The organism is Kitasatospora sp. NPDC059812 (genome assembly GCF_042732075.1).
In the GTDB taxonomy this organism is placed as follows: domain Bacteria; phylum Actinomycetota; class Actinomycetes; order Streptomycetales; family Streptomycetaceae; genus Kitasatospora.
Map to the genome: position 1 here is coordinate 38,142 of NZ_JBHWIO010000041.1, position 20,812 is coordinate 58,953.

General features: G+C 73.8%; 16 protein-coding genes and 1 pseudogene. 6 read left to right on the forward strand and 11 right to left on the reverse strand.

What is annotated here, in order from left to right; translation table 11 throughout:
- Positions 1-44: 44 nt before the first annotated feature.
- Entirely contained in the window at positions 45-1,349 is a 1,305-nt protein-coding gene (locus tag ACFV6D_RS21230; protein ID WP_380560734.1) for a sensor histidine kinase, read from the reverse strand.
- A 414-nt stretch (positions 1,350-1,763) separates the two neighbouring features.
- Between ACFV6D_RS21230 and ACFV6D_RS21235 the strand changes: the two genes are divergently transcribed.
- The 3 genes and pseudogenes from ACFV6D_RS21235 (at position 1,764) to ACFV6D_RS21245 (ending at position 6,981) form a co-directional block, all read left to right on the forward strand.
- Positions 1,764-3,956, forward strand: coding sequence for an MMPL family transporter (locus ACFV6D_RS21235; protein WP_380371127.1), 2,193 nt, complete (start codon positions 1,764-1,766; stop codon positions 3,954-3,956).
- Between the two features lie 492 nt (positions 3,957-4,448).
- On the forward strand, positions 4,449-5,540 hold the full coding sequence (locus ACFV6D_RS21240) for a hypothetical protein (RefSeq protein WP_380560735.1): 1,092 nt from the start codon (positions 4,449-4,451) through the stop codon (positions 5,538-5,540).
- A 155-nt stretch (positions 5,541-5,695) separates the two neighbouring features.
- A pseudogene (locus ACFV6D_RS21245) lies at positions 5,696-6,981 on the forward strand (IS701 family transposase).
- A 399-nt stretch (positions 6,982-7,380) separates the two neighbouring features.
- On the opposite strand, the gene murQ reads toward ACFV6D_RS21245, so the two are convergent.
- From murQ to ACFV6D_RS21265, 4 genes are all read right to left on the reverse strand, one after another.
- Positions 7,381-8,286 carry an N-acetylmuramic acid 6-phosphate etherase gene (gene murQ / locus ACFV6D_RS21250; RefSeq protein ID WP_380560736.1) on the reverse strand — a complete coding sequence of 302 codons (906 nt, stop codon included), beginning with the start codon at positions 8,284-8,286 and terminating at the stop codon, positions 7,381-7,383.
- Between the two features lie 157 nt (positions 8,287-8,443).
- Positions 8,444-9,073 (reverse strand): HAD family hydrolase, encoded by a 630-nt coding sequence (locus tag ACFV6D_RS21255; RefSeq protein ID WP_380560737.1) that lies wholly within the window; start codon positions 9,071-9,073, stop codon positions 8,444-8,446.
- Positions 9,074-9,242: 169 nt separating this feature from the next.
- A complete protein-coding gene (locus ACFV6D_RS21260; protein WP_063346042.1) occupies positions 9,243-9,923 on the reverse strand; it encodes a DUF6445 family protein in 681 nt (226 codons plus the stop codon).
- 96 nt (positions 9,924-10,019) lie between these two features.
- Positions 10,020-10,778 (reverse strand): TetR/AcrR family transcriptional regulator, encoded by a 759-nt coding sequence (locus ACFV6D_RS21265; RefSeq protein ID WP_380560738.1) that lies wholly within the window; start codon positions 10,776-10,778, stop codon positions 10,020-10,022.
- Between the two features lie 126 nt (positions 10,779-10,904).
- On the opposite strand from ACFV6D_RS21265, the gene mca reads away from it, so the two are divergent.
- Positions 10,905-11,846, forward strand: coding sequence for a mycothiol conjugate amidase Mca (gene mca / locus ACFV6D_RS21270; protein ID WP_380495084.1), 942 nt, complete (start codon positions 10,905-10,907; stop codon positions 11,844-11,846).
- 23 nt (positions 11,847-11,869) lie between these two features.
- Here mca and ACFV6D_RS21275 read toward each other — a convergent pair whose 3' ends face one another.
- Entirely contained in the window at positions 11,870-13,312 is a 1,443-nt protein-coding gene (locus ACFV6D_RS21275; protein ID WP_380560739.1) for a PHB depolymerase family esterase, read from the reverse strand.
- 201 nt (positions 13,313-13,513) lie between these two features.
- Here ACFV6D_RS21275 and ACFV6D_RS21280 point away from each other — a divergent pair, with 201 nt between their 5' ends.
- Entirely contained in the window at positions 13,514-14,098 is a 585-nt protein-coding gene (locus tag ACFV6D_RS21280) for a hotdog fold thioesterase (RefSeq protein WP_380371106.1), read from the forward strand.
- Positions 14,099-14,260: 162 nt separating this feature from the next.
- Here the strand turns inward: ACFV6D_RS21280 and ACFV6D_RS21285 are convergent, their stop codons facing one another.
- From ACFV6D_RS21285 to ACFV6D_RS21295, 3 genes are all read right to left on the reverse strand, one after another.
- On the reverse strand, positions 14,261-15,259 hold the full coding sequence (locus ACFV6D_RS21285; RefSeq protein ID WP_380560740.1) for a YdcF family protein: 999 nt from the start codon (positions 15,257-15,259) through the stop codon (positions 14,261-14,263).
- Between the two features lie 139 nt (positions 15,260-15,398).
- Positions 15,399-16,352: a prolyl aminopeptidase gene (gene pip, locus ACFV6D_RS21290; protein ID WP_380560741.1), complete on the reverse strand. Its 954-nt coding sequence runs from the start codon at positions 16,350-16,352 to the stop codon at positions 15,399-15,401.
- A 120-nt stretch (positions 16,353-16,472) separates the two neighbouring features.
- Entirely contained in the window at positions 16,473-17,150 is a 678-nt protein-coding gene (locus tag ACFV6D_RS21295; protein ID WP_380371097.1) for a TetR/AcrR family transcriptional regulator C-terminal domain-containing protein, read from the reverse strand.
- A gap of 181 nt (positions 17,151-17,331) precedes the next feature.
- Between ACFV6D_RS21295 and ACFV6D_RS21300 the strand changes: the two genes are divergently transcribed.
- Positions 17,332-18,987 (forward strand): DHA2 family efflux MFS transporter permease subunit, encoded by a 1,656-nt coding sequence (locus ACFV6D_RS21300; protein ID WP_380560742.1) that lies wholly within the window; start codon positions 17,332-17,334, stop codon positions 18,985-18,987.
- Positions 18,988-19,028: 41 nt separating this feature from the next.
- Here ACFV6D_RS21300 and ACFV6D_RS21305 read toward each other — a convergent pair whose 3' ends face one another.
- Together ACFV6D_RS21305 and ACFV6D_RS21310 are read right to left on the reverse strand one after the other, a co-directional pair.
- Complete coding sequence (locus ACFV6D_RS21305; RefSeq protein WP_380560743.1) at positions 19,029-19,841, reverse strand: lysophospholipid acyltransferase family protein; 813 nt, start codon at positions 19,839-19,841, stop codon at positions 19,029-19,031.
- Entirely contained in the window at positions 19,838-20,674 is an 837-nt protein-coding gene (locus tag ACFV6D_RS21310) for a GNAT family N-acetyltransferase (protein WP_063346035.1), read from the reverse strand. The genes ACFV6D_RS21305 and ACFV6D_RS21310 overlap by 4 nt, the downstream gene beginning before the upstream one ends.
- Between the last annotated feature and the right edge of the window lie 138 nt (positions 20,675-20,812).

The window sequence follows — 20,812 nt, forward strand, 5'->3', positions numbered from 1 at the left end:
CGGGCCGTCGCCGTGCGCGCCCACCGGGCCGCCGTCGTGCGCGCTCACCGGGCCGTCGTCGTTCCGTGCTGGACGGCCGCGTCGGCCGTCTCCTCCGGGGCCAGTGGCAGGTCGGCCAGGACGGCGAAGCCGCCCTCCGGACGTGGTCCGGTCCGCAGGGTGCCGCCGTGCAGGGCGACGCGCTCGCGCATGCCGATCAGGCCGTACCCGCTCCGGCCGCCGGCCGGCACCGCCTCCTGCGGTGCGGCGCCGCCCGTGCCCGCCGTGCCCCCGTCGTCGCGCACCTCGACGGTGACCCGGTCCGGACCGTACGTCAGGGTGACGGTCGCGCGGGCGGGCCCGGCGTGCTTGCGGGCGTTGGTGAGGCCCTCCTGGACGATCCGGAACACGGTCAGGCCGACGGTGGGCGGCAGCGGGCGGCGGGGCCCGTGGACGCCGAAGTCGGTCGGCAGGCCGGCCACCCGGGACTCGTCCACCAGCCGGCCGAGGTCCTCGGCCCCGGGCTGGGGCGAGGGCGGGGCGGTGTCCGGTTCGTCGCCGGCCCGCAGGACGTCCAGGAGCTGGCGCATCTCCCGCAGGGCCAGTCGCCCGGAGGACTCCAGGGTGACCAGGGCGTCCCGGACCACCTCCGGGTGGGCGAGGTTGGCCCGGGCGCCGCCGGCCATCAGCTGCATGGTGGTGATGTGGTGCGCCACGATGTCGTGCAACTCCCGTGCGATGCGGCGGCGTTCGTCGGCCACCGCGCGTTCGGCCAGCAGTTTGCGGTTGGCCGCGACCTCCCGCTGCCAGCGCGCCACGGCGAGGCCGGCGCCGGCCACGAGCAGGGTGGAGCAGGAGGTGCCGGCGAGCGCCTGCCAGGAGGGGACGCGCAGGTGGCTCTGGCTCAGCGTGGTCAGCACCGTCGTCGCCGCCGCGGCGGCCGCCGTCACCGGGGCGGGGCGGACCCGGGCGACCGAGTACAGGCCGACCATCAGGACGGCGCCGAAGTGGGTGCTCGCCGGTGTGGACAGGTCGATCGCGGCCTCGACGGCCAGGACCACGGCGAGCGCCGGCACCGGGTGGCGGCGCCGGACGAGCAGCGGCAGGGCCGACAGCGCGACGAGGAGCAGGCCCGGCGGGGTCACCCGGCGTACCCCGTCCATCTCGCTGAAGAGCAGGTAGTTGAGCAGGTCGAGCGTGCAGACGCAGGCGGCCACCAGTGCGTCGGCGTGGGTCCACGGCGCGCCGTCGGTCTCCGGCGGCGCGTCCGCCACCCCGCCGGGCCCCGGGCTCCCGCTCGCCCGGTGTGCCGGGTGCGCCGGGTCCGCCCCGAGTGCCGTGTCCATCGCGGGGCGCTGATGACCGCCCATGTCCGTTCCCCCTCCGTGCCCGGCCCGCGCCGCGCCTCACCGATGAGCCCTGACGCGCCACGAGCCACGAGCCACGAGCCACGAGCCCCGATGAGCCCTGACGAGCCCCGATGAGCCCGATCAGGCCCCGATCAGAGCCTGTTTCAGGCCCTGAACAGGCTCTGAACAGGCCCGATGACCCCATTCTGGCATCGGCCCACCCCGCCCCGGCATGGTCCCCACGGCCGATCACGGGGGCCGGACCAGGACCACGGTCCCGGGTCCGGGCCCGGCCGAGGAGCAGGGGCCCCGGTGCGGATCGTCCGTCGCAGGGACGTCCGCGGCCCACCCCGGGTGATGGTCTGGAACCCGGCCGGGAACCCCCGGAGCCGAGACCGACCTTGCGGACGCTCGCGTCCACCGCCGGAGGAAATCGTGATCCGCGCACTGACCGGATACTCCACCAGGAACCCGTGGAAGGTGATCACCCTCTGGGTGGTGCTGGGACTCTCCCTGGCCCTGCTGAGCCCGATGCTGCTCGCCCGCGTCACCCAGTCCCAGACCGGGGACTTCCTGCCCAAGAGCTACGACTCGGCCGCCGCGCTGCGGATCGCCGAGGAGAACTTCGGGATGAAGCCCGACGCCACCACGGTCACGGTGCTGGTCGCCAGGACCGACGGCCAGGCGCTCACCGCCGCCGACCAGCAGCGGGTCGAGGCCGAGGCGGCGAAGCTCGCCCAGCGCCGGGTCGTCATGCCCAGGAAGGACGACGAGCCGGCCTTCCTCGTCCCCGACCGGTCCCAGACCCCCCGGGTCGCCCCGGCCATGGTGGCGCCCGACCGCGGCTTCGAACTGCTCTCCGTCGAACTGACCGGCAACGCCGCGGCCGAGGGCGTCCAGGGCGTCTACCGGGCGTTCCGGGACGCCACCCGGGCCCAGTTCGCCGACGCCGGGATGCGCACCGGGTTCACCGGGGGACTGGCCGACGCCGTGGACACCGCCGACTCCCACCGCACCGCCGCGACGGTCGGCAGCGCGCTCGTCATGGGGCTGATCGTCCTGCTCAACGTGCTGGTGTTCCGCAGCGTGGCGGCGGCCCTGCTGCCGCTGCTCGCCGTCGCCATGATCGGCAGCGCGGCCGGCGGAGCCGTGGCCGTCGCCGCGACGCTGACCGGCCTCAAGCTCGACGCCGGCACCCCCGGGCTGGTCTCCGTGGTCCTGCTCGGCATCGGCGTCGACTACCTGCTCTTCCTGCTCTTCCGCTTCCGCGAGCACCTGCGGGCCCGGCCCGAGCAGCCCGCCCGCGAAGCCGCCGCCCAGGTGACCGCCCGGGTGGGCACCGCGATCACCTCGGCCGCGCTGACCATCGTCGCCGCCTTCGCCACCCTCGGCGTGGCCAGCTTCGGCCAGTTCCGCTCGCTCGGCCCGGCCATCGCCGTCGCCGTCCTGGTCATGCTGCTGGGCAGCCTCACCATGATGCCCGCCCTGCTCGCCGCCTGCGGCCGCGGCATGTTCTGGCCCTCCCGCAGCCTGCGCCGCCAGCCGGACGAGGGCTTCGCCGCCCGCTTCGGCACGCTCGTCGCCCGGCGGCCGCTGCCGATGCTGCTCGCCGCCCTCGCCCTGCTCGGCGCGCTGGCCGCCGGGATGACCGGGATCCGGATGGACTACGGCCTCGGCGGCGCCGGCGACCGGACCCCGGCCGCCGCCACCGCCGCCGAGATCTCCCGCACCCTGCCCGCCGGCGTCTCCGACCCGACGAGCGTCTACGTCGTCACCACGGACGGCACCACCCTCACCCCCGGCCGGCTCGACGGCCTCTCCCACGCCCTCACCCAGGTCGAGGGCGTCGGCAAGACGGGCGGCACCGTCCTCAACGGGGACCGGCGCGCCGCCCGGATCGACCTCTACCTGACCGCAGACCCGCAGAGCCGGCGCGCCCGCGACCTGGCCTCCGGCCCGGTCCGCGCCGCGGTCGCCGCCCACACACCCGCCGGGACCAGCGCCCACGTCGGCGGCACGGCGGCGATCTTCGCCGACATCTCCACCGCCGTCGACCACGACCTGGCGATCGTCTTCCCGGTCGCGGCCGCCCTGATCGCCCTGATCCTGCTGCTGCTCCTGCGCAGCCTGCTCGCCCCGCTGGTCCTGATGCTCTCGGTCGGGCTCGGCTTCGCCGCCACCCTCGGCGCCGCGACCCTGCTGTTCCAGCACGGGCTGGGCGAACCGGGCGTCAGCTTCACCCTCCCGCTGGTGCTGTTCCTGTTCGTCGTGGCGCTGGGCACCGACTACAACATCCTCATCACCGACCGGATCCGCGAGGAGATGCAGCGCCCGGGCCCGCCCCGCGCCGCCGTCGCCCGCGCCGTACGGCACACCACGCCCGCCATCGCCACGGCCGGCCTGGTCCTGGCCGGTTCCTTCGCGACCCTCGCCGCCACCCCGGGCAGCGAACAGGTCGCCTTCGCGCTGACGCTCGGCATCCTGCTCTCCGCCGTCGTCCTGTCCCTGGTCCTGGTGCCCGCCGTCGCCGCCCTGCTCGGCCGCGCCCTCTGGTGGCCGCTCCGCCCGGCCCGCCACCACCACCGGGCCGAGCCGGCCCCGGAGCCGTACCGCGTCCCGGTGCCCTGACCGGCGAGCCGTCAGTACTCCAGCAGGCAAAACGTCGAAGTCCTGCTGGAGTACTAGGGGCTCTCTTTCGGATCACGCCGGGCGCGCGACGCCGGAGCACACACCTCGCCGCGTTGTCGTCGGTCGTCGATACTCCGCATGGACTCCCTCCTCCGCCTTGCGATGCACGCACTCCGACGCCGCGCGCTGATCCGACGTGATCCGAAAGGGAGCCCCTAGCCGCGCGGTGGTGTCGGGACGTCAGCCGGCGGTGGTGGGTGGAGCGGATCCGGGAAGCGCGGGCGGGTGCGTCGGTGTACGGGCCGGGGCGACGGCGGGCGTGTGGGCGGGCCCGGGCAGGGGGCGTACGGGGCGACCCAGACCACCTCGAACACGGATCTGACGAATCATCACATCCCTTGCACATTTCTCCTATTGTCCTCACGACCCCCTCACCGGCGGCTAGCCTTCCCAGGGGCGCCGCGAGGGCGGCGCGGGGAGGGGAAGCGATCAATGAGAGCTCTTGCGAGGACGGCCCGCTGGGCGACGGCGGTGGCCACCACGGCGGCACTGCTCGCACTGGCGGGCGGGCCCGCCGTGGCCACCACCCCGGTCCCCGGCGTCGAGGCCACCGTCGCGGTGGGCCGCGGCGACGTGGTGCCGGTGGTCAGCCCGGACGGCACCACGGTGTACGTCACGGTGGCCGACGCGAACAACAGGATCGCGGTGAGGGCGGTCGACACCCAGACCGGCCAGGTCACCGGCCAGGACAGCACCGGCAACCACAACTGGTCCTCGATCACGGCGCTCAGCCCGGACGGCTCGCGGCTCTACGTCCTGAACCTCGACGTCGTGACCGTGTGGGACACCGCTTCGCTGACCGTGCTCGCCTCGCTCCCCGTGCCGGACCAGCCGCGCCCGGAGCGCTGGACCGAGGGGAAGCTCAACGAGCTGGCGCTCAGCCCGGACGGGGCGACGCTCTACGTCACCCAGGACGGGTCGTCGGGGATCCGGTCGAGGGGCGACGGGCGGGTCCTGAGGTTCGACACCGCGCGGCTGGCGTTCACCGACGCGGTGCCGGTCCCGGCGATGAACGTGAACGGGCTGGCGGTCGGAGCGGACGGCCGCGACGTCTACGTCGGCGCCAACGTGGGCGTGGTGCACCTGGACACCAGCGGCGCCGTGCCGTCCGTCGTCGGCAGGATCCCCGCCACCGCCACGGTGTACGGGCACGAGTTGGCGCTCACCCCCGACGGCGGCCGCCTGCTCGCCGTGAACGCCTCGGGCAGCGGCGCGGCCGACGTCGTCGACACCGCCACCGACACCGTCGCCGCACACCTCGCACTGACCAACGGGTACGCCAACCTGCACTTCCCGCGTGCCGGCGCGGACAGCACCCGCTTCTACGTCACCACCGGCACGTCCACCATCAGGGGCTCGGTGCTCGCCCTCGACGCCGCCACGGGCGCCGCCGTCCCGCAGGAGTCGCTGATCGGCCTGACCGACGGGGTCATCAGCGGTCTCGCCCTGGGGCCCGACGGCCACACCTTCTACGTGGGCGGCTACACCGGGAGCACCGCCGTCCTGCGGATCGTCCGGCCCTAGTACTCCAGCAGGACTTCGACGTTTTGCCTGTTCAGAGGGCTCGCGGTGGGGTGTAGCGGGCTGATGCCCGATCAGGGGCGGTCTTCATCGGACCGCCCCTCGATCGTGTGCAGCCGGCGTTGGTAGTGACAGCGCCGGGGCAGCCTCTCGTCGTGATCAACGAGCCTGCAGCCGAGACCTGGGACAACGAACTCGAAGACCTCTTCCTCCGTATCGGCCACCGCTTCAGCCGCGTGGAGCCGCGCCGCCGGATGCGCGCGTCCGCGGCCTGCTCGGACCAGTCGGCCGCAAGAACGGCTGGCAACTGGCCGAATACGCAGGTCACGCCACACCCGACGGCCCGCAGCACCTGCTCGCCGGTTCCCGCTGGGACGCGGACGAGATCCGCGACGAACTCCAGCACTACGTCGCCGAACGCCTCGGAGCCGACGACGGAGTCCTGATCATCGACGACACCGGCTTCGTCAAGAAGGGCACCACCTCTGCCGGTGTGCAGCGCCAATGCTCCGGCACCGCCGGCCGCACCGGGAACTGCCGGATCGGGGTCTTCGCCGCCTGCGCCTCCACCCGTGGCCGCGCCCTGGTCGACCGCGAGCTCTACCTGCCCAAATCCTGGACCGAGGACCGGGACCGCTGCCGCGCAGCGAGGATCCCCGACGAGCGGGAGTTCCGCACCAAGGGCGGCCTCGCCAAGGCCCTGGTGCTGCGGGCGCCGGCCTCCGACCTGCCGATCGCCTGGGTCACCGCGGACTCGGCCTACGGCCAGGAGGGGCGCTTTTGTCGCCTGCTGGAACAGTCCGGCGTCGGCTACGTCCTGGCGGTGCCCAAGTCCCAGTTCAGCGTGGGCTGTCCACGCGTCGACTGGCTGTTTGCCCAGGCCCCGGCCCAGGCCCAGGCCCCGGCCCAGGCCTGGGAGCGGATCTCGTGCGGCGACGGTGCCAAAGGACCGCGCATCTATGACTGGGCGGCCATCCGGCCACCCGCCGTGGCCGAGTTCGACTACCAGGATGAGACCCCGGTCCGCCAGCGGTGGGCGCTGGGCCGCCGCAGCCTGAGCAGGCCCGACGGGATCGCCTACTACCTCGCCTACGCACAACTCGACACGACCGTGGAGCAGTTGGTGCGGATCGCCGGGATGCGCCGGGCGATCGAGGAGTGCTTCCAGGCCGCGAAGAACGAGTGCGTCCTGGACCAGTACGAGGTCCGCCGCTACCCCGGCTGGATGCGACACGTCACCCTGGCCATGCTCGCCCACGCCTTCCTGGCCGCGATGGCCGCGGCGGCCGCCGCGGCTGCTGCAAAGGGGGCTGCAAAGGGGGCTGCAGAAACGGTTCCCGCGCCCTGGTCGACCTCACCGGGGCAGAGATCCGGCGGCTCCTGGCAACTGGCTGTCCCCGCGGCCCGCGTCCACCACACTGCCCGCCCCTCGCTCACGCCTTGAAGTGGTCCACCTGGCGGCGACAACGCCAGGCCGTCGCCCGGCGCTGTCACTACCAACGCCGGCTGCACACGATCGAGGGGCGGCCCAATGAAGACCGCCCCTGATCGGGCATCAGCCCGCTACACCCCACCGCGAGCCCTCTGAACAGGCAAAACGTCGAAGTCCTGCTGGAGTACTAGGTCCTGTCCGGTCGATCTTGGCGGATCAGCCCGCGGCTCCCCCAGCCTTCGGCCGGGAGGTGCCCCCATGACGCGCCCGGCTGGGCGTGCGCCCGAGTCGTCCTCGTACTGGACGTACTTGGGCGATTCGGGCGTGCGTCCAGGCGGGATGCCTTGGGGTACCTCCCGGCCGCCAGGCTGGGGGCGCGTCGCGCGCCCGGCGTGATCCGAAAGAGAGCCCCTAGCGGCGGTGGGCGCGTAGTGCCTCGCGCAGCCGCCCGCCGGAGGCGGCGAGCTGCCGGGCGGCGGTCGGCGCGTCCACGTCCGCGAGCAGGACCAGGATCGCGTCCTTGGCCCGGCCCCCGGTGGCGGCGAGCGCGCGGCGGACCGCCGCCTCGTCGGCGCCGGTGGCCTCCGTGACGATCCGGTGGGCCCGTGCGCGGAGCTTGGCGTTGGTGGCCCGGACGTCGACCATCAGATTGCCGTACGTCCGGCCGAGCCGGACCATGACGGCGGTCGACAGCATGTTGAGCACCAGCTTCTGCGCCGTGCCCGCCTTCAGCCTGGTTGACCCTGCCAGCACCTCCGGGCCGACCTCCACCTCGATCCCCAGCTCGGCCGCCGCCACCAGCGCCGAACCCCGGTTGCAGGCCAGTCCGACCGTCAGCGCCCCGGCCGCCCGTGCGGTCCGGACAGCCGCCACCGCGTACGGCGTGCGGCCGGAGGCGGAGACGCCCACCACGGTGTCGGCCGGGGTGAGCCGGAGCGCGGCCAGGTCGGCCGCCGCCAGCTCCGGGCGGTCCTCGGCGCCCTCGACGGCCTCGGCCACGGCGGTCCCGCCCCCCGCGATCAGGCCCACCACCAGGCCCGGATCGGTGCCGAAGGTCGGCGGGCACTCGGCGGCGTCCAGCACCCCGAGCCGCCCGGCGGACCCCGCCCCGGCGTAGACCAGCCGCCCACCGGCCGCCATCCGTGCCGCCGTGGCGTCCACCGCGGCGGCGATCCGGACCAACTCCCCGGCCACCGCGGCGGGGACGGTGCGGTCCTCGGCGTTCATCAGGCGGAGCAGGTCGGTGGTCGGCAGCTGGTCGATCCCGGCCCAATCGGGGCGGATCGTCTCGGTCGGCGGTACGGAGTCCTGGTGCATGCGGCCAGCGTCCCCGGACGCGGCGGTCGCCAATCGGTGCGGGGCCGCGCGTGGTCTCCGGGGCCTCGGTCGGGGTGTCACCGTGGCGGGCGCCGGGCCGTCAGGGGTGTCCGTCCTGCCCCCACGTACGGAGTGAGTGCTCAGCCCGTTCAGCCCGTCAACGGACGTCGCCGTCGCCGTCGCCGTCGCCGAGGTGACGGGCGATGCGGGCGATGGCGGAGGCGTTGTCCTCGAACAGATGGGCCTGCATGCCCACCGCCCGGGCGGCCTCGACGTTGGGCGCGTGGTCGTCGATGAAGAGGCAGTCGACCGGGCTGACGCCCAACTCGGCGCAGGTGATCTCGTAGGCGCGCGGGTCGGGCTTGCCGGTCCCGATCTCGTGCGAGTAGACGATGTGTTCCACCAGCTCGTCGAACCGGTAGAGCGGGACCTCGCGTTCGCGGGCGCCGACGAAACTGTTGCTGAGGATGCCGAGCCGGGCCCGCCCGCGCAGCCCGCGCACGTGGGCGATGAGCTCCTCGTTCGGTGTGCCCAGGTACTCCTCCCAGAGGTCGGCCATGAAGGCCTCGACCTGGGCCGGACCGAGGTGCAACCGGGCGGCCACCTGCTCACGCACCTCCGGCTCGGTGATGCCGCCGATCGCGCCGGCCTGCCAGACGTCCCGCAGCCGCTCGTCGATCGCGTGCGGCGGCAGCTCCAACAGGCGCTCCCAGCGCTCCGGCCAGCCCGTCCTCGGCGTGTATTCCAGGACGCCGCCGATGTCGAGGATGAGACAGGGTGCGTTCACGGGTGGTCCCCTCTCCGCTGCGGCCGCCGTGGCGCGGCTCGCCCCTGCCACTCTCGGGGGTGCGGGCGGGGCCGGGTCAAGGGGGCGGCGAGTCCTCGGCAGCTCCGGAGACCGCGTTCGGCGGCCGCGTTCGGTTGCCGCGTTCGGTGGTCGGCGTGCTGTCGGTCCGTCAGGCCATCCAGAAGAAGACGGCCGTCATCCGACGCTCCGGCAGCTCGGCGCCGTAGTAGGAGGTCGCGCTGTGCATGAGGTTGGCGTGGTAGAGGAGCAGCTGGTTGTAGCGGTTGGGGACGCGGACGTCCTCGGTGAAGTGGTCGGCGGGCACGTGGCGGGTGCCGAGCGCCTCGACCAGATTGTTGTGCGGCGCGTTGACGAGGTTCCCGCCGAGGCGTCCGCCGGGGAACTGCTGGCGGTAGAAGCTGGTGCCGGCGTCCTTCGGCGCGCCTGGGCTGAGGTAGAGCACGGCGGCGTAGCGGCAGAGCGCGCGGGAGTCGGTGTGCGGGCGGGACTCCGACTCCCCGGCGCCGACGACCTGGACGCAGTTGTGGTTGAGCGTGCCGCCGCCCGGGGTGCTCTGCACCCAGAGCCGGGAAGCGCCGGTGGCCTTGCGGACCAGGGCCTCCACTCGGGCCAGCTCGTCGGGCTCCAGGCCGGGCATGGTGCGCAGGCCGGGCCAGGTCTCGGGGCGGTGCGGGTAGCCTTCGGTCCAGTCGCCGCGGGCCAGACAGCGCTCGCGGACGGCGTCCGGGTCGGGGAGGACGTTGTCCAGGACCCAGTAGTCCCGGCCTCGGGTGGGCTTGCGGTAGGGCAGGACCGGCAGGGTGGTGGGCCTGATGGGCTGTGAGGGCATGGGCCGACGATAGGGGCGGCGGTCGTCAACCTTCTGCCGTGAGCAGGTCAACCTTTCGTCAAGGGCTCTCCACGGGTGGGCGTCTCGCGCCGCAGGTCAGGAGCCCGGTCGGACGGCGAAGGTGCCCAGGGCGCCCTCCAGTCGGTCGAAGGCTCGGACGGCCGAGGGGCGCACCGCCGCCGTGATGGCGGCGGCCTCGTCGCCGGCCAGCAGCCTGCGGAACACTTCGGTGAACACCGTGCGGTCGACGGCGGCGAGCAGCCCGGCGGCCACCCGGCTCTCGAAGTCGACCGGCGGGCCGGCCGGTGTGCCGCCCGGCGCGTCGGGCGATGCGCCGGGCGGAGTGCCGGGCGGAGTGCCGGTTGTCGTGGGGCGGGTGGCCCCGGCCAGGGCCTCGGCCAGGGCGGTCTCGCTCTGTTCGTGCAGCTCGCGGATCCGGGCGACCAGGGCGGGGCTGTCGGCGACGGTGCGGGCGAACGCCGGGCCGGAGAAGCCGAGCCGTGGGTCGTGCCGGTCGAGGCCGGCCAGGCAGTCGCGGCGCAGCGCGGCGAGGGCGGACTCGCCGGGCGCACGCTCGGCGACCGCCCGGGCGAGCCGACCGACGATCTCCTCGTGCAGGTCGAGGAGGAGGTCCTCCTTGCGCGGAAAGTGGTTGGTGACGGTCATCTTGGCGACTCCGGCGGCCGTCGCGACCTCGGCGACGGTGGTGCGGTCGAAGCCCTGCTCGATGAAGAGCCTGGTCGCGGCGTGCGAGATCGCCTCGCGGGTGCGTCGCTTGTTGAGCTCGCGCAGGGTCGGGGCGGCCCCGGTTCCCGTCAGGGTTTCCGTCGCGGTTTCCGTTGTGGGTTCCGTCATGGAGGCAGCGTAGCGCAGTTCGCTGGGTCGGACCCAGAAATTAGGCTTGACCTAATCGCTGGGTCCGTCCTAAGTTTCTTCCGGGCGGTCGGAGCGGCCGCCGGACGGACGACCCGGGGAGGGCGCATGACCACATCGGCCACGTACGGAGGCGCCGTGTTCACCCAGCACGCCGGGCGGCTCCGCCTGCTCAGCGTCCACGCCCACCCCGACGACGAGTCCAGCAAGGGCGCTGCCACCCTCGCGCGGTACGCCGCCGAGGGGGTGGACGTCCTGGTCGCCACCTGTACCGGCGGTGAGCGCGGGTCGGTGCTCAACCCGGCCATGGACCGCCCCGAGGTCCGGGCGGACCTCGCCCGGATCCGGAGCGAGGAGATGGCGGCCGCCCGGGGCATCCTCGGGGTGCGCCAGCAGTTCCTCGGCTTCGTGGACTCCGGCATGCCGGGCCCGGGCGAACCGCTGCCGGCGGGCTGCTTCGCCGCCCAGCCCGTGGCGGCGGCCGCGGCGCCGCTGGTCGCCCTGATCCGGGAGTTCCGTCCGCACGTGGTGGTCACCTACGACGAGACCGGGGGGTATCCGCACCCCGACCACGTGATGACCCACCAGGTCACGGTCGAGGCCTTCGAGGCCGCCGCCGACCCGGGCCGCCACCCCGAGACGGGGGAACCCTGGCAGGCGGCGAAGCTCTACTACCACCTGGCGCTCTCCAGAGCCTGGTTCCAGACCCTGCACGACGCGATGACGGAGCGGGGCGTCCCCTCGGGCATGGGCGCACTGCTCGCGGACTGGCCGGACACCCCGCCCGCCCTCGCCACCACCACCCGGATCGCGTGCGCCGAGCAGTTCGCCGTACGGGACGCGGCACTGCTGGCGCACGCCACCCAGATCGAGCCCGGGGTCGCGTTCATGGCCCACCCACGGGACATCGAGCGCGAGGTCTGGCCGACGGAGGACTACCACCTCGCCCGGAGCCTGGTGCCGGTCGAGGGCGAGGGGTCCGAGACCGACCTGTTCGCCGGGCTGCGCTCAGGAGAGGCGGGGCTGCGCCCGGGAGAGGGGGACGGATGAGCCGGAGGTCGGGTTTCGCCCGCTCAGCACTGGCCGTCGGCGAGCACGAAGTAGCCCGGGCCGGTCTGCTTCAGGGTGTGCGTCACGAAGGTGTTCCAGAGGCCCATGCTCTGGCCCGAGCCGAGCGCGTAGGTCAGGCCGCCGCTCTGGGTGGCCCGCCCGGCCCGGACCTGGTTGTAGTTGCTGTCGGTGAAGCACTGCGCGGCGCCGCCGCCGGTGGTCGCCGTCACCGCCGCCGATCGGGTGCCCACCGCGCCCGACGGGTCGACCGCCGCCACGGTGTAGCCGTACGACGTGCCGGGGGCGAGCCCGGTGTCGGTGAAGGACGGGCCGGTGGCACTGCCCGCCATCGTGCCGTCCCGGTAGACCTGGTAGGAGGCGGCCCCGCTGACGGCCTGCCAGGCGAGGGCGATCGAGCTCTGGCCCGCCGGGGTCGCGGTCAGCCCGGTCGGGGCGGGCAGGCCGGGGTTGGTGGGCCCCGTGCTGCCGTCCAGGCCCCAGAACTGCGCGGTGTAGTAGCTGGAGCAGATCGTGTTGAGGAAGTAGCTGCCGGTGGCCCCGCACTGGTCCGCTGCGGAGCCGGGGTTGACGGCCAGCCCGTGGCCCATCCCGGCGATGGTGAACAGTGCCACGGCGGGCCGCCCGCCCGCGTCGGCGTAGACCTCCTCGGTGGTGCCGCCCGGCAGGCTCCGGGTGCTGGTCGGGCTCTGGCCGACACCCTGGACGTTGGTCCACTGGTCGCGCAGCTCCGTCGCGTTCACCGGCCTGACCACGGTGTCCGCGCTGCCCTGCCAGATCGCCACCCGGGGCCAGGGCCCGGCGTAGCCCGGGTACGCGGCCCGGACCTTGTCGCCCCACTGGGCCGGGGTGAGCCCCTGGTCGGAGTTCTGGCAGCCGGAGGCGGCGCTCTGGGTGGTCGCGCACTGGGCCGGGAGGCCGGAGTCGATCGCCCCGCCGGCGAACACGTCCGGGTAGTCGGCCAGCAGGTCGGAGGCCATCCCGCCGCCGGCCGACAGCCCGGTGACGAACACCCGCCGACCGTCCGAGCCGTACAGGGCCTTGGCCTTGGTGACCATCTCGATCACCGACTCAGCCTCGCCGGTGCCCCGGGCGTCCTTGGTCGCGTCGAACCAGCTGAAGCAGGAGAGGCTGTTGTTGGCACTGCTGGTCTGCGGGAAGACGACCGCGAAGCCGTACCGGTCGGCGAAGGTCGTCCAACCGGAGTTGCGGTAGTAGTCGTTGGCGGTCTGCAGGCAGCCGTGCAGCGCGACCACCAGCGGCGCGCCACTCGGCAGTCCGGCGGGGGTGTAGGAGTACATCGCGAGGTTTCCCGGATTGGCGCCGAATCCGGTGACCTGCTGGAAGGTCCCGCTCACGGTGTCGGCCGCAGCCGGGGCGGGTGCGGTGGTGCCGATCGCGAGTGCGGCGGCCGTCAGCAACGCGGCGGCGGCAGGACGGAGAGGCATGGGGGCTCCTGGGTGGGGGAGGAGTGGGGGCGGATGCCGTGCAGCGTGGCGCGCCCCGTGCCCCGGTGCCATGTGACGGCCACCCGAGGTCCACCGCCCCGCCATGGCGTGGACCGCCATGGTCCGATGCCCGGGGGCCGCGCGCCGGCCGTACCGCGGAAGGCACTTGAGGGGCGTGCGCGAACAAGGCAGGTTGATCCCATGACGACGAATGAGGCAGACCCCGGCGGCGCGACGTCCCCGGAGGGCCAGGAGCTCCTTGAAGGCCGGCAGGCCCTGGAGGGCCAGGTGCCCCGGACCAGGACCCACACCTGGACGGCCGGCCCGCCGATCTCCGCCTTCCCGCGCCTGAGCGGAGAGGAGATCCTGCACGAGATCCTCGCGGGCCGGATTCAGGAGCCGGCGATCTGCAGCACGCTCGGATTCCATCTGACCGAGGTGAAGCCGGGCACGGCGGTGTTCGAGGGTGAACTCGGCGATCACCTCTACAACCCGATGAACACCGTGCACGGCGGCTACCTCGCCACCCTGCTCGACTCGGCGCTCGGTTGCGCCGTGCTGAGCCGGCTGCCCGCCGGGATCGGCTACACCACTACGCAGTTGAACGTCCACATGCTGCGCCCGCTGTTCGCCGACTCGGGGCTGCTGCGCTGCGAGGGCCTGGTGCTGCATCTGGGCCGGACGATGGCGACGGCCGAGGCGAGGGTGGTCGGGGTGGAGAACGGCAAGCTCTACGCGCATGCCACCACCACCTGCGCCATCCTGGCTCCCCGCCCGGCGGCCTGAGCGGCGGCCTGACAGGTGGTCCGACCGGTGGTCCGACCGGTGGCATGACCGGAGGCCCGGGCAGAGGTTCGGAGGACCGGAGGGAGACCTGACGGAGGTTCGGCTGAAGGTACGGCCGGGCCCCGGTCGCTTCGGCGGCCGGGGCCCGGGGTCGGCTGCGGTTCAGAGGGCCGCGAGCAGCCCACAGAGCGCGAGGAGGCCGCAGATCCCGAAGTTGATCAGCTTGTGCGAGAGGAACACGGCGGCGAACTCGCGGATCGTCGCGCTCGGCCAGTAGTACGCGGCGGTCGGCGAGCCGAACACCTGCCCGTTGACGCCGGTCCTGCGGGCGGTGAGCGCCGCCCGGAAGGCGTGGAAGCTGTTGGTGACCACGACACAGCGGTAGTCGGGCTTGGCCTGCTCCATGATGGCCTTGCTGAAGAGCAGGTTCTCCTCGGTGGTGCGGGAGCGATCCTCGCGCTCGATGTGTTCGGCCGGGAAGCCGCGCCCGGTCAGGTAGTCGGCCATCGCGTGGGACTCCGGCAGCTTCTCGTCCGGGCCCTGGCCGCCGGAGGTGATCAGCACCGGCGGGTTGCCGCGCGCGGCCTGCTTGTCGTACACCTCCCGGCCCCGGTCGAGCCGGCTGGCCAGCAGCGGCGGGACGCGCTCGCCGCCGATCAGGCCGGAGCCGAGGACGACCACGAAGTCCACGTTTCGGCGCGGCCGGTGGCGGCCGTAGAGGAATGCGTAGCCGACGAAGCAGACGAACAGGAAGGAGATGTAGCCGACCACCAGGACGGCGGTGCCCGCCAGTACGCCCAGCCGGGGCGAGCGGGTGGCCAGAGCAGCGAGCAGCAGTGCGATGACGGCGAGGATGCCCAGACCGGCGAGGAGGGACAGCAGGTTGGCGGGCCGTCTGCCCTCCTTGCGGATCATGGTCAGGCCGTTGGCGATCAGGAACCAGACCAGGGCCGCCGTGCCGAGGGCCGGCAGCAGGATGATCGCCACCGCCGCCAGTTCCATCACCAGTGTGGGCGCCTTGCGCAGCTCGGTGAGCAGGGCGAGGGCGAGCAGGGAGACGGCGATGCCGAGCAGGACGGCATTGCTGAACTGGCGGCGGTCGCGTAGTACCCCGATTCCGAACAACAGGAAGAACAGGGCGGCTGGGACATAGGCGATCATGCTTCGTATCGTAGGCGGAGGCCGTTCGCGTGAACCGCCCGTCCGCCCGTGGACGAACCGGCCGGGCGGACTGGGCAGACGGACTGGGCAGACGGACTGGGCAAACGGACCGGACAAGGGGACCGGACGAGCGGGCAGGTCAGGCGAACCGCTCGATCGCCGCGAGGACCGCCTCCATCATCGCCGGACTCCCGGTGTGCCCGGACTCGTCGATGACGGTCAGTCGGGCCTCCGGCCAGGCCCGGGTCAGCCGCCACGCGGTGTCGAGCGGCGAGCCGAGGTCCAGTCGGCCGTGGATCAGTTCGCCCGGGATGCCGACCAGCCGTCCGGCGTCGTGCAGCAGTTGGCCGTCGGCCAGGAACGCGTGGTGCGCGAAGTAGTGCGCGGTGATCCGGGTGAACGCCATCAGCGCGTCGGCGGGGCGGTCGCTGTAGGCGTTCGGCTTGCCCAGCGCCTCGTGCGCGATGACGGCGTCCTCCCAGGTGGCCCAGGCGTTCGCGGCGGCCCGCCGGACGGTCTCGTCCTGGCTGTTGAGCAGCCGACTGTAGGCGGCCACCAGGTCACCGTCGCGGTCGGCGGCCGGCAGGAAGTTCCGGAACTCCTCCCACGGGCCGGGCAGGAAGCGGGCGACGCCCCGGTAGAGCCAGTCGGTCTCCTCGGGGCGGGTCGTGGTGACGCCGCAGAGCACGATCTCGGAGACCCGCTCGGGGTGGGCCTGGGCATAGGCGAGGATCAGCGTCGAGCCCCAGGAGCCGCCGTACAGCAGCCATTTCTCGATGCCGAGGTGGTCGCGCAGCCGCTCCATGTCCGCGATCAGCCGCTCGGTGGTGTTGTGCTCCAGCCCGGTCGTCGGGTCGGCGGCGTGCGGCAGGCTCTGTCCGCAGCCGCGCTGGTCGAACTGGACCACGTGGTACCGCTCGGGGTCGAAGTACCGCCGGGCGCCCGGCCGGTGGCCGGACCCGGGCCCGCCGTGCACGATCGCGGCGGGTTTGCCCGCCGGGTTGCCGGAGGCGTTCCAGTGCATCCGCTGCCCGTCTCCGACGTCCAGCAGGCCTTGTGCGTAGGGCTCGTAGTGGGGGTGCAGCTCGGGCATCGCGGAACTCCTCCGTGGACGTGCGGCCGGACAGACTCTAGCGGGCGCTCGCAGGCCGGGCCGTGGATTTTCGGCGGGCCCGGGGCGGGGGCCCGGCCGGCCGGGCCCGCCGTGGTGGGGTCAGCGCTGTTCGGCGGGCAGCAGGGTCGCGAGCCCGTCGAGGACGCGTTGCACGCAGAACTCGAAGCGGGTGTCCATGTCGGGTTCGGTGAGTTCGTCGGCCAGGGCGACGAGGTTGGGGAAGGTGTCGGAGGGCAGGGCACGGAAGCGGTCGCCGGCGGCGTCGGCGATGTCCCGGCGGCTGGTGCCGAGGACTTCGGCGGCCGAGATCGGGGACTGTTCCTGGAGGACGAACCCCTGGACGAAGGCGCCCAGCAGGTAGGTGGCCATGGCGGCGTCGGCGTCGGAGAAGCCGGCCGCGCGGAGCCGGTCGAGCTGGTCCTCCATCAGGCCGAGCAGGTGGGGCCCGGGGGAGAGGCGGCCCGAGACGACCTTGGCGGCGTCGCGCTTGTCGAGCAGCAGCCGGCGGTAGCGCCAGCAGTAGGCGTGGAACTGCTCGCGCCACCCGCCCTCGCGCGGCGGGGGTTCGGCCGAGGCCATCACCGCGTCGGTGAGCAGGTCGAGCAGTTCCTGCTTGTTGCGGACGTGCCAGTACAGCGAGGCCGCCTTGACGCCGACCTCGGCGGCGACCTTGCGCATCGACAGCCCGTCGAGGCCGTCCCGTTCCAGTACCCGCAGCGCGGCCTGGGTCAGCGCGTCCCTGGTCAGCGGCGGTGTCGTGTCGTCGTTCTCCGGCATGGCTGTGCGGACGCCTCCAGCGGTCTCATCCGGTCTTCTCCGGTCGCGAGTCTCGCGGCGACTGTCCGTGGCGAGCGCCCGTGCGCGAGATCCCGCTTGCAATCTAACACCGTTAGGGGCACTCTGTGCGTGCCGCACCACTCCCTAACGCTGTTAGGGGCTAGGAATCGGGAGGGTTCCCATGCAGGAGTCGAGCGCCCGGCGCAAACGGCTCGCGCTACTGACGCTCTGCGTCACCATGTTCATGTCGATGCTGGACAACGTCATCGTCAACAACGCCCTGCCCCGCATCGGCCAGGACCTGGATACCGGGATCAGCGGCCTGCAATGGGTCGTCGAGGGATACAGCCTCGTCTACGCCGGGTTCGTGCTGACCGGCGGCGCGCTCGGCGACCGGTACGGCCGCACCCGGATGTTCCGGCTCGGCCTCGCGCTGTTCACGGTCGGCTCCGCGCTCGCCGCGCTCGCCGGAACGATCGGCCTGCTGGTCGGCGCCCGGATGCTGCAAGGCGTCGGGGCCGCGCTGCTCACCCCGGGCAGCCTCGCCCTGCTGCGCCACGTCTTCACCGACGAGCGCGAGCGCGCCAAGGCCATCGGCCTCTGGTCCGGGGTCTCCGCGCTGGGCCTGTCGATCGGCCCTGTGGTCGGCGGGCCGATGGTCGAGCACCTCGGGTGGGCCAGCGTGTTCTGGATCAACGTGCCGATCGGCGTGGCCGCACTGGTGCTCGCCGCCCGCGTGCTCCCGGACATCCCCCCGCGTGCCCGGCGGATCGACCTCGGCGGCCTCGTCCTCTCCGCCGCGGGCCTCGGCCTGCTGGTCTACGCGCTGATCGAGGGGCCGACCCGCGGTTGGACGGACACCCGGGTGCTCCTCTGCGGAGCCGCGGCGCTCGTGCTGCTGGCCGCCTTCCTGGTGCTCGAACTGCGGCTCGCCGAACCGATGCTGGAGCTGCGGCTGTTCCGCGACGGCGCCCTCGGCGGTGCGCTGCTCAGCGGCTTCATGGTCAGCTTCGGGATCTTCGGCGCGCTCTTCTTCCTGCCGCTGCTGATGCAGGGCCCGCTCGGCTGGTCCCCGTCCGACGCCGGCTACGCCGGGCTGCCGATGACCGCGATGATCGTCGTCGCAGCCCCGCTCTCCGGCGGGCTGACCTCGCGGTACGGGCCCCGACTGCCGCTGGTGCTCGGTCTCGCGCTGTGCGCGGCGGGCCTCGGCGGGCTGTCCCTCTACGGCGAGCACGCCCACTACGTCGAGTACCTGTGGACCCTGTTCGCGATGGGCCTCGGGATGGGGATGACCTTCACCCCGGTGTCGATCGCGGTGCTCCAACGGGTCGCCCCGGCGCAGACCGGGATGGCCTCGGCGAGCATCAACACCCTGCGCGAGCTGGGCGGCGTCCTCGGGATCGCGGTGCTCGGCGCCGTGCTGACCAACCGGATGACCGGCAGCCTGACCGCCGCCCTGCACCGGCTCGGCGTGCCGCCGGACGCCGTCGGCCCGATCGCGGACGCGCCCGCCGGGGCGGGGCGCGGCGGTGGCGGCGCGGCCGCCGTGCTGCCCGGCCCGGTCCAGGACGCGGTGGACGGCGCCTTCATCGAGGGCCTCCACCTCGCGGCGCGCTGCGGTGCGGCCGCGCTCGCCGTCACCGCCGTCCTGGTCGCTGTCCTGCTGGGCCGGGCCCGCCCGCTTGCCCCGGGCGGTACCAGCCTCCCGGAATCGGCCCCCGACTCCGCGTCGGACCCGGGCTCCGACCCCGGCCCGAGCCCCGGCCCCGACCTCGGCCCCGACCTCGACCCGAGCCCCGGTCCGGAGCCGCTGGCCGAGGCCCGGCCGGTCTGACCGACCTGACCGACCTGACCGGTCCGCGTGCCGACGCCACGTCAGCGGATGCCCTCGACCGCCGCCTGCGCCGTGCGGGCCAGCTCCCGGCGCGCCCCCGCCCGGGTGGCCTGCGGCGCGGGCGGCGGAATCGGCGGCAGGAACGTCACGTCGGCGACCAGCCCGCGCACTGCGACCACCCGGGCTAGCGAGGTGAGCAGTCCGTCGTCGCCGATGAAGGCGGGCACGCTGGTCGGCCGTCCGTCCGCCAGCCGGTAGCGGATCGTCACCGGCTGGACGAAGGCGCCCGCCTCCACCGCCGCCTGGAACAGTGCGGGCCGGAAGCGGCCGCTCTCCCGCCCGCACCAGGTGGACCCCTCCGGGAAGACGATCACCGGCTGGCCGGCGCGCAGCACCTCGGCCACCGCCGCCACGGTGTCGGGCAGCGCGCGCAGCCGGTCGCGGTCCAGGAACACTGTGCCGCCCCAGGCGATCAGCGGCCCGAGCACCGGCCACCGGCGGACCTCGGTCTTGGCCAGTGAGCGGCCCGGGCGGCCCGCCGCGATCAGCGGGATGTCCAGCCAGGACACGTGGTTGGCCACCACGAGCGTCCCGCCGCCGAGCGTGCCGCCCGGCGTCCCGAGGTGGACGGTGACCCCGAGGGTGTGCAACAGGACGCGCGCCCAGAGCCGGATCAGCCGCTCCCGGGTCCCGTACGGGAGGAGGCGCAGGGGCAGGCTGAGCAGCACGCCCGCCAGCACCGCCGCCAGGCAGGCCGCCAGCCGCAGCGCCCGCCGGGGGCGCGAGACGGCGGGCGCCGGGTCGGCCAGGCAGGTCTCGGGCCGGCAGGGGGCCGTCGGAAGCCAGACGCTCATGATGAGGCGCCGAGGGGCCGGGAGGGCAGTCCAGACAGGAAGTGCCGCAGGTAGCGCGGGTCGGTGCGCTCCAGGGACAGCAGCACGTACAGGTCGACGCAGTCGAAGTCCGGGTCGTACGCGGGCTCGCCGCAGACCCAGGCGCCGAGCCGCAGGTAGCCGCGGAGCAGGGCGGGCAGCGCGCCGCGCTCGGCGCGCGGCACGCCGGTGGCGTCCCAGCGGCGGCGCGGGGTGACCCGGTACTGCTCGGGGGCCAGGTACTTGGCGCTGACGGTGTCCCAGACCCGGGCCGCGGTGGCGCCGCCGTCGTCCAGGGGGATCGAGCAGCAGCCGCCGACCCAGGTGTTGCCGGTGTCGGAGAGGTACCGGGCGATGCCGCCCCACATCAGGTTGATGACGGCGCCGTTGCCCCGGTGGTCGGGGTGGATGCAGGAGCGGCCGAGTTCCACCAGGCCCGGGCGGACCGGCGCCAGGGCGGAGAGCTCGAACTCGCCGTCGGAGTAGAGCCGTCCGGCCCGCCGGGCGGCCTCGGGGCGCAGCAGCCGGTAGGTGCCGACGACGGCGCCGTGCTCGCCCTCGCGGACCAGGAGGTGGTCGCAGTACTCGTCGAAGGGGTCGACGTCCAGGCCGGCGACCGGGCTGTGCAGGACGGCGCCGAGCTCGGCGGCGAACACCTGGTGGCGCAGCCGCTGGGCGGCGCGCACGTCGTCGGCGTCGCGGGCGAGGGAGACGGTGTAGGCGGCCGGGGCCTGCGGCCGGCGAGGGGCGGGGACGGCGGGGGCGTCCTGGGTGGGGGCTACTGCGGTCGGAGTGTACGTGGGGACGGTGGTCATGGCGGACCCTCCAGGGCAGCACGATCGGCGGCGCCCTGGATCGCCAGGGCACCGGCCCGGCCCGCAGGCGTTGGGCCTGCACGCGAACCGGTCCCCGTATATCTCTCCGAGCCGGTTGGCATCCATGTTGCGGCGCGG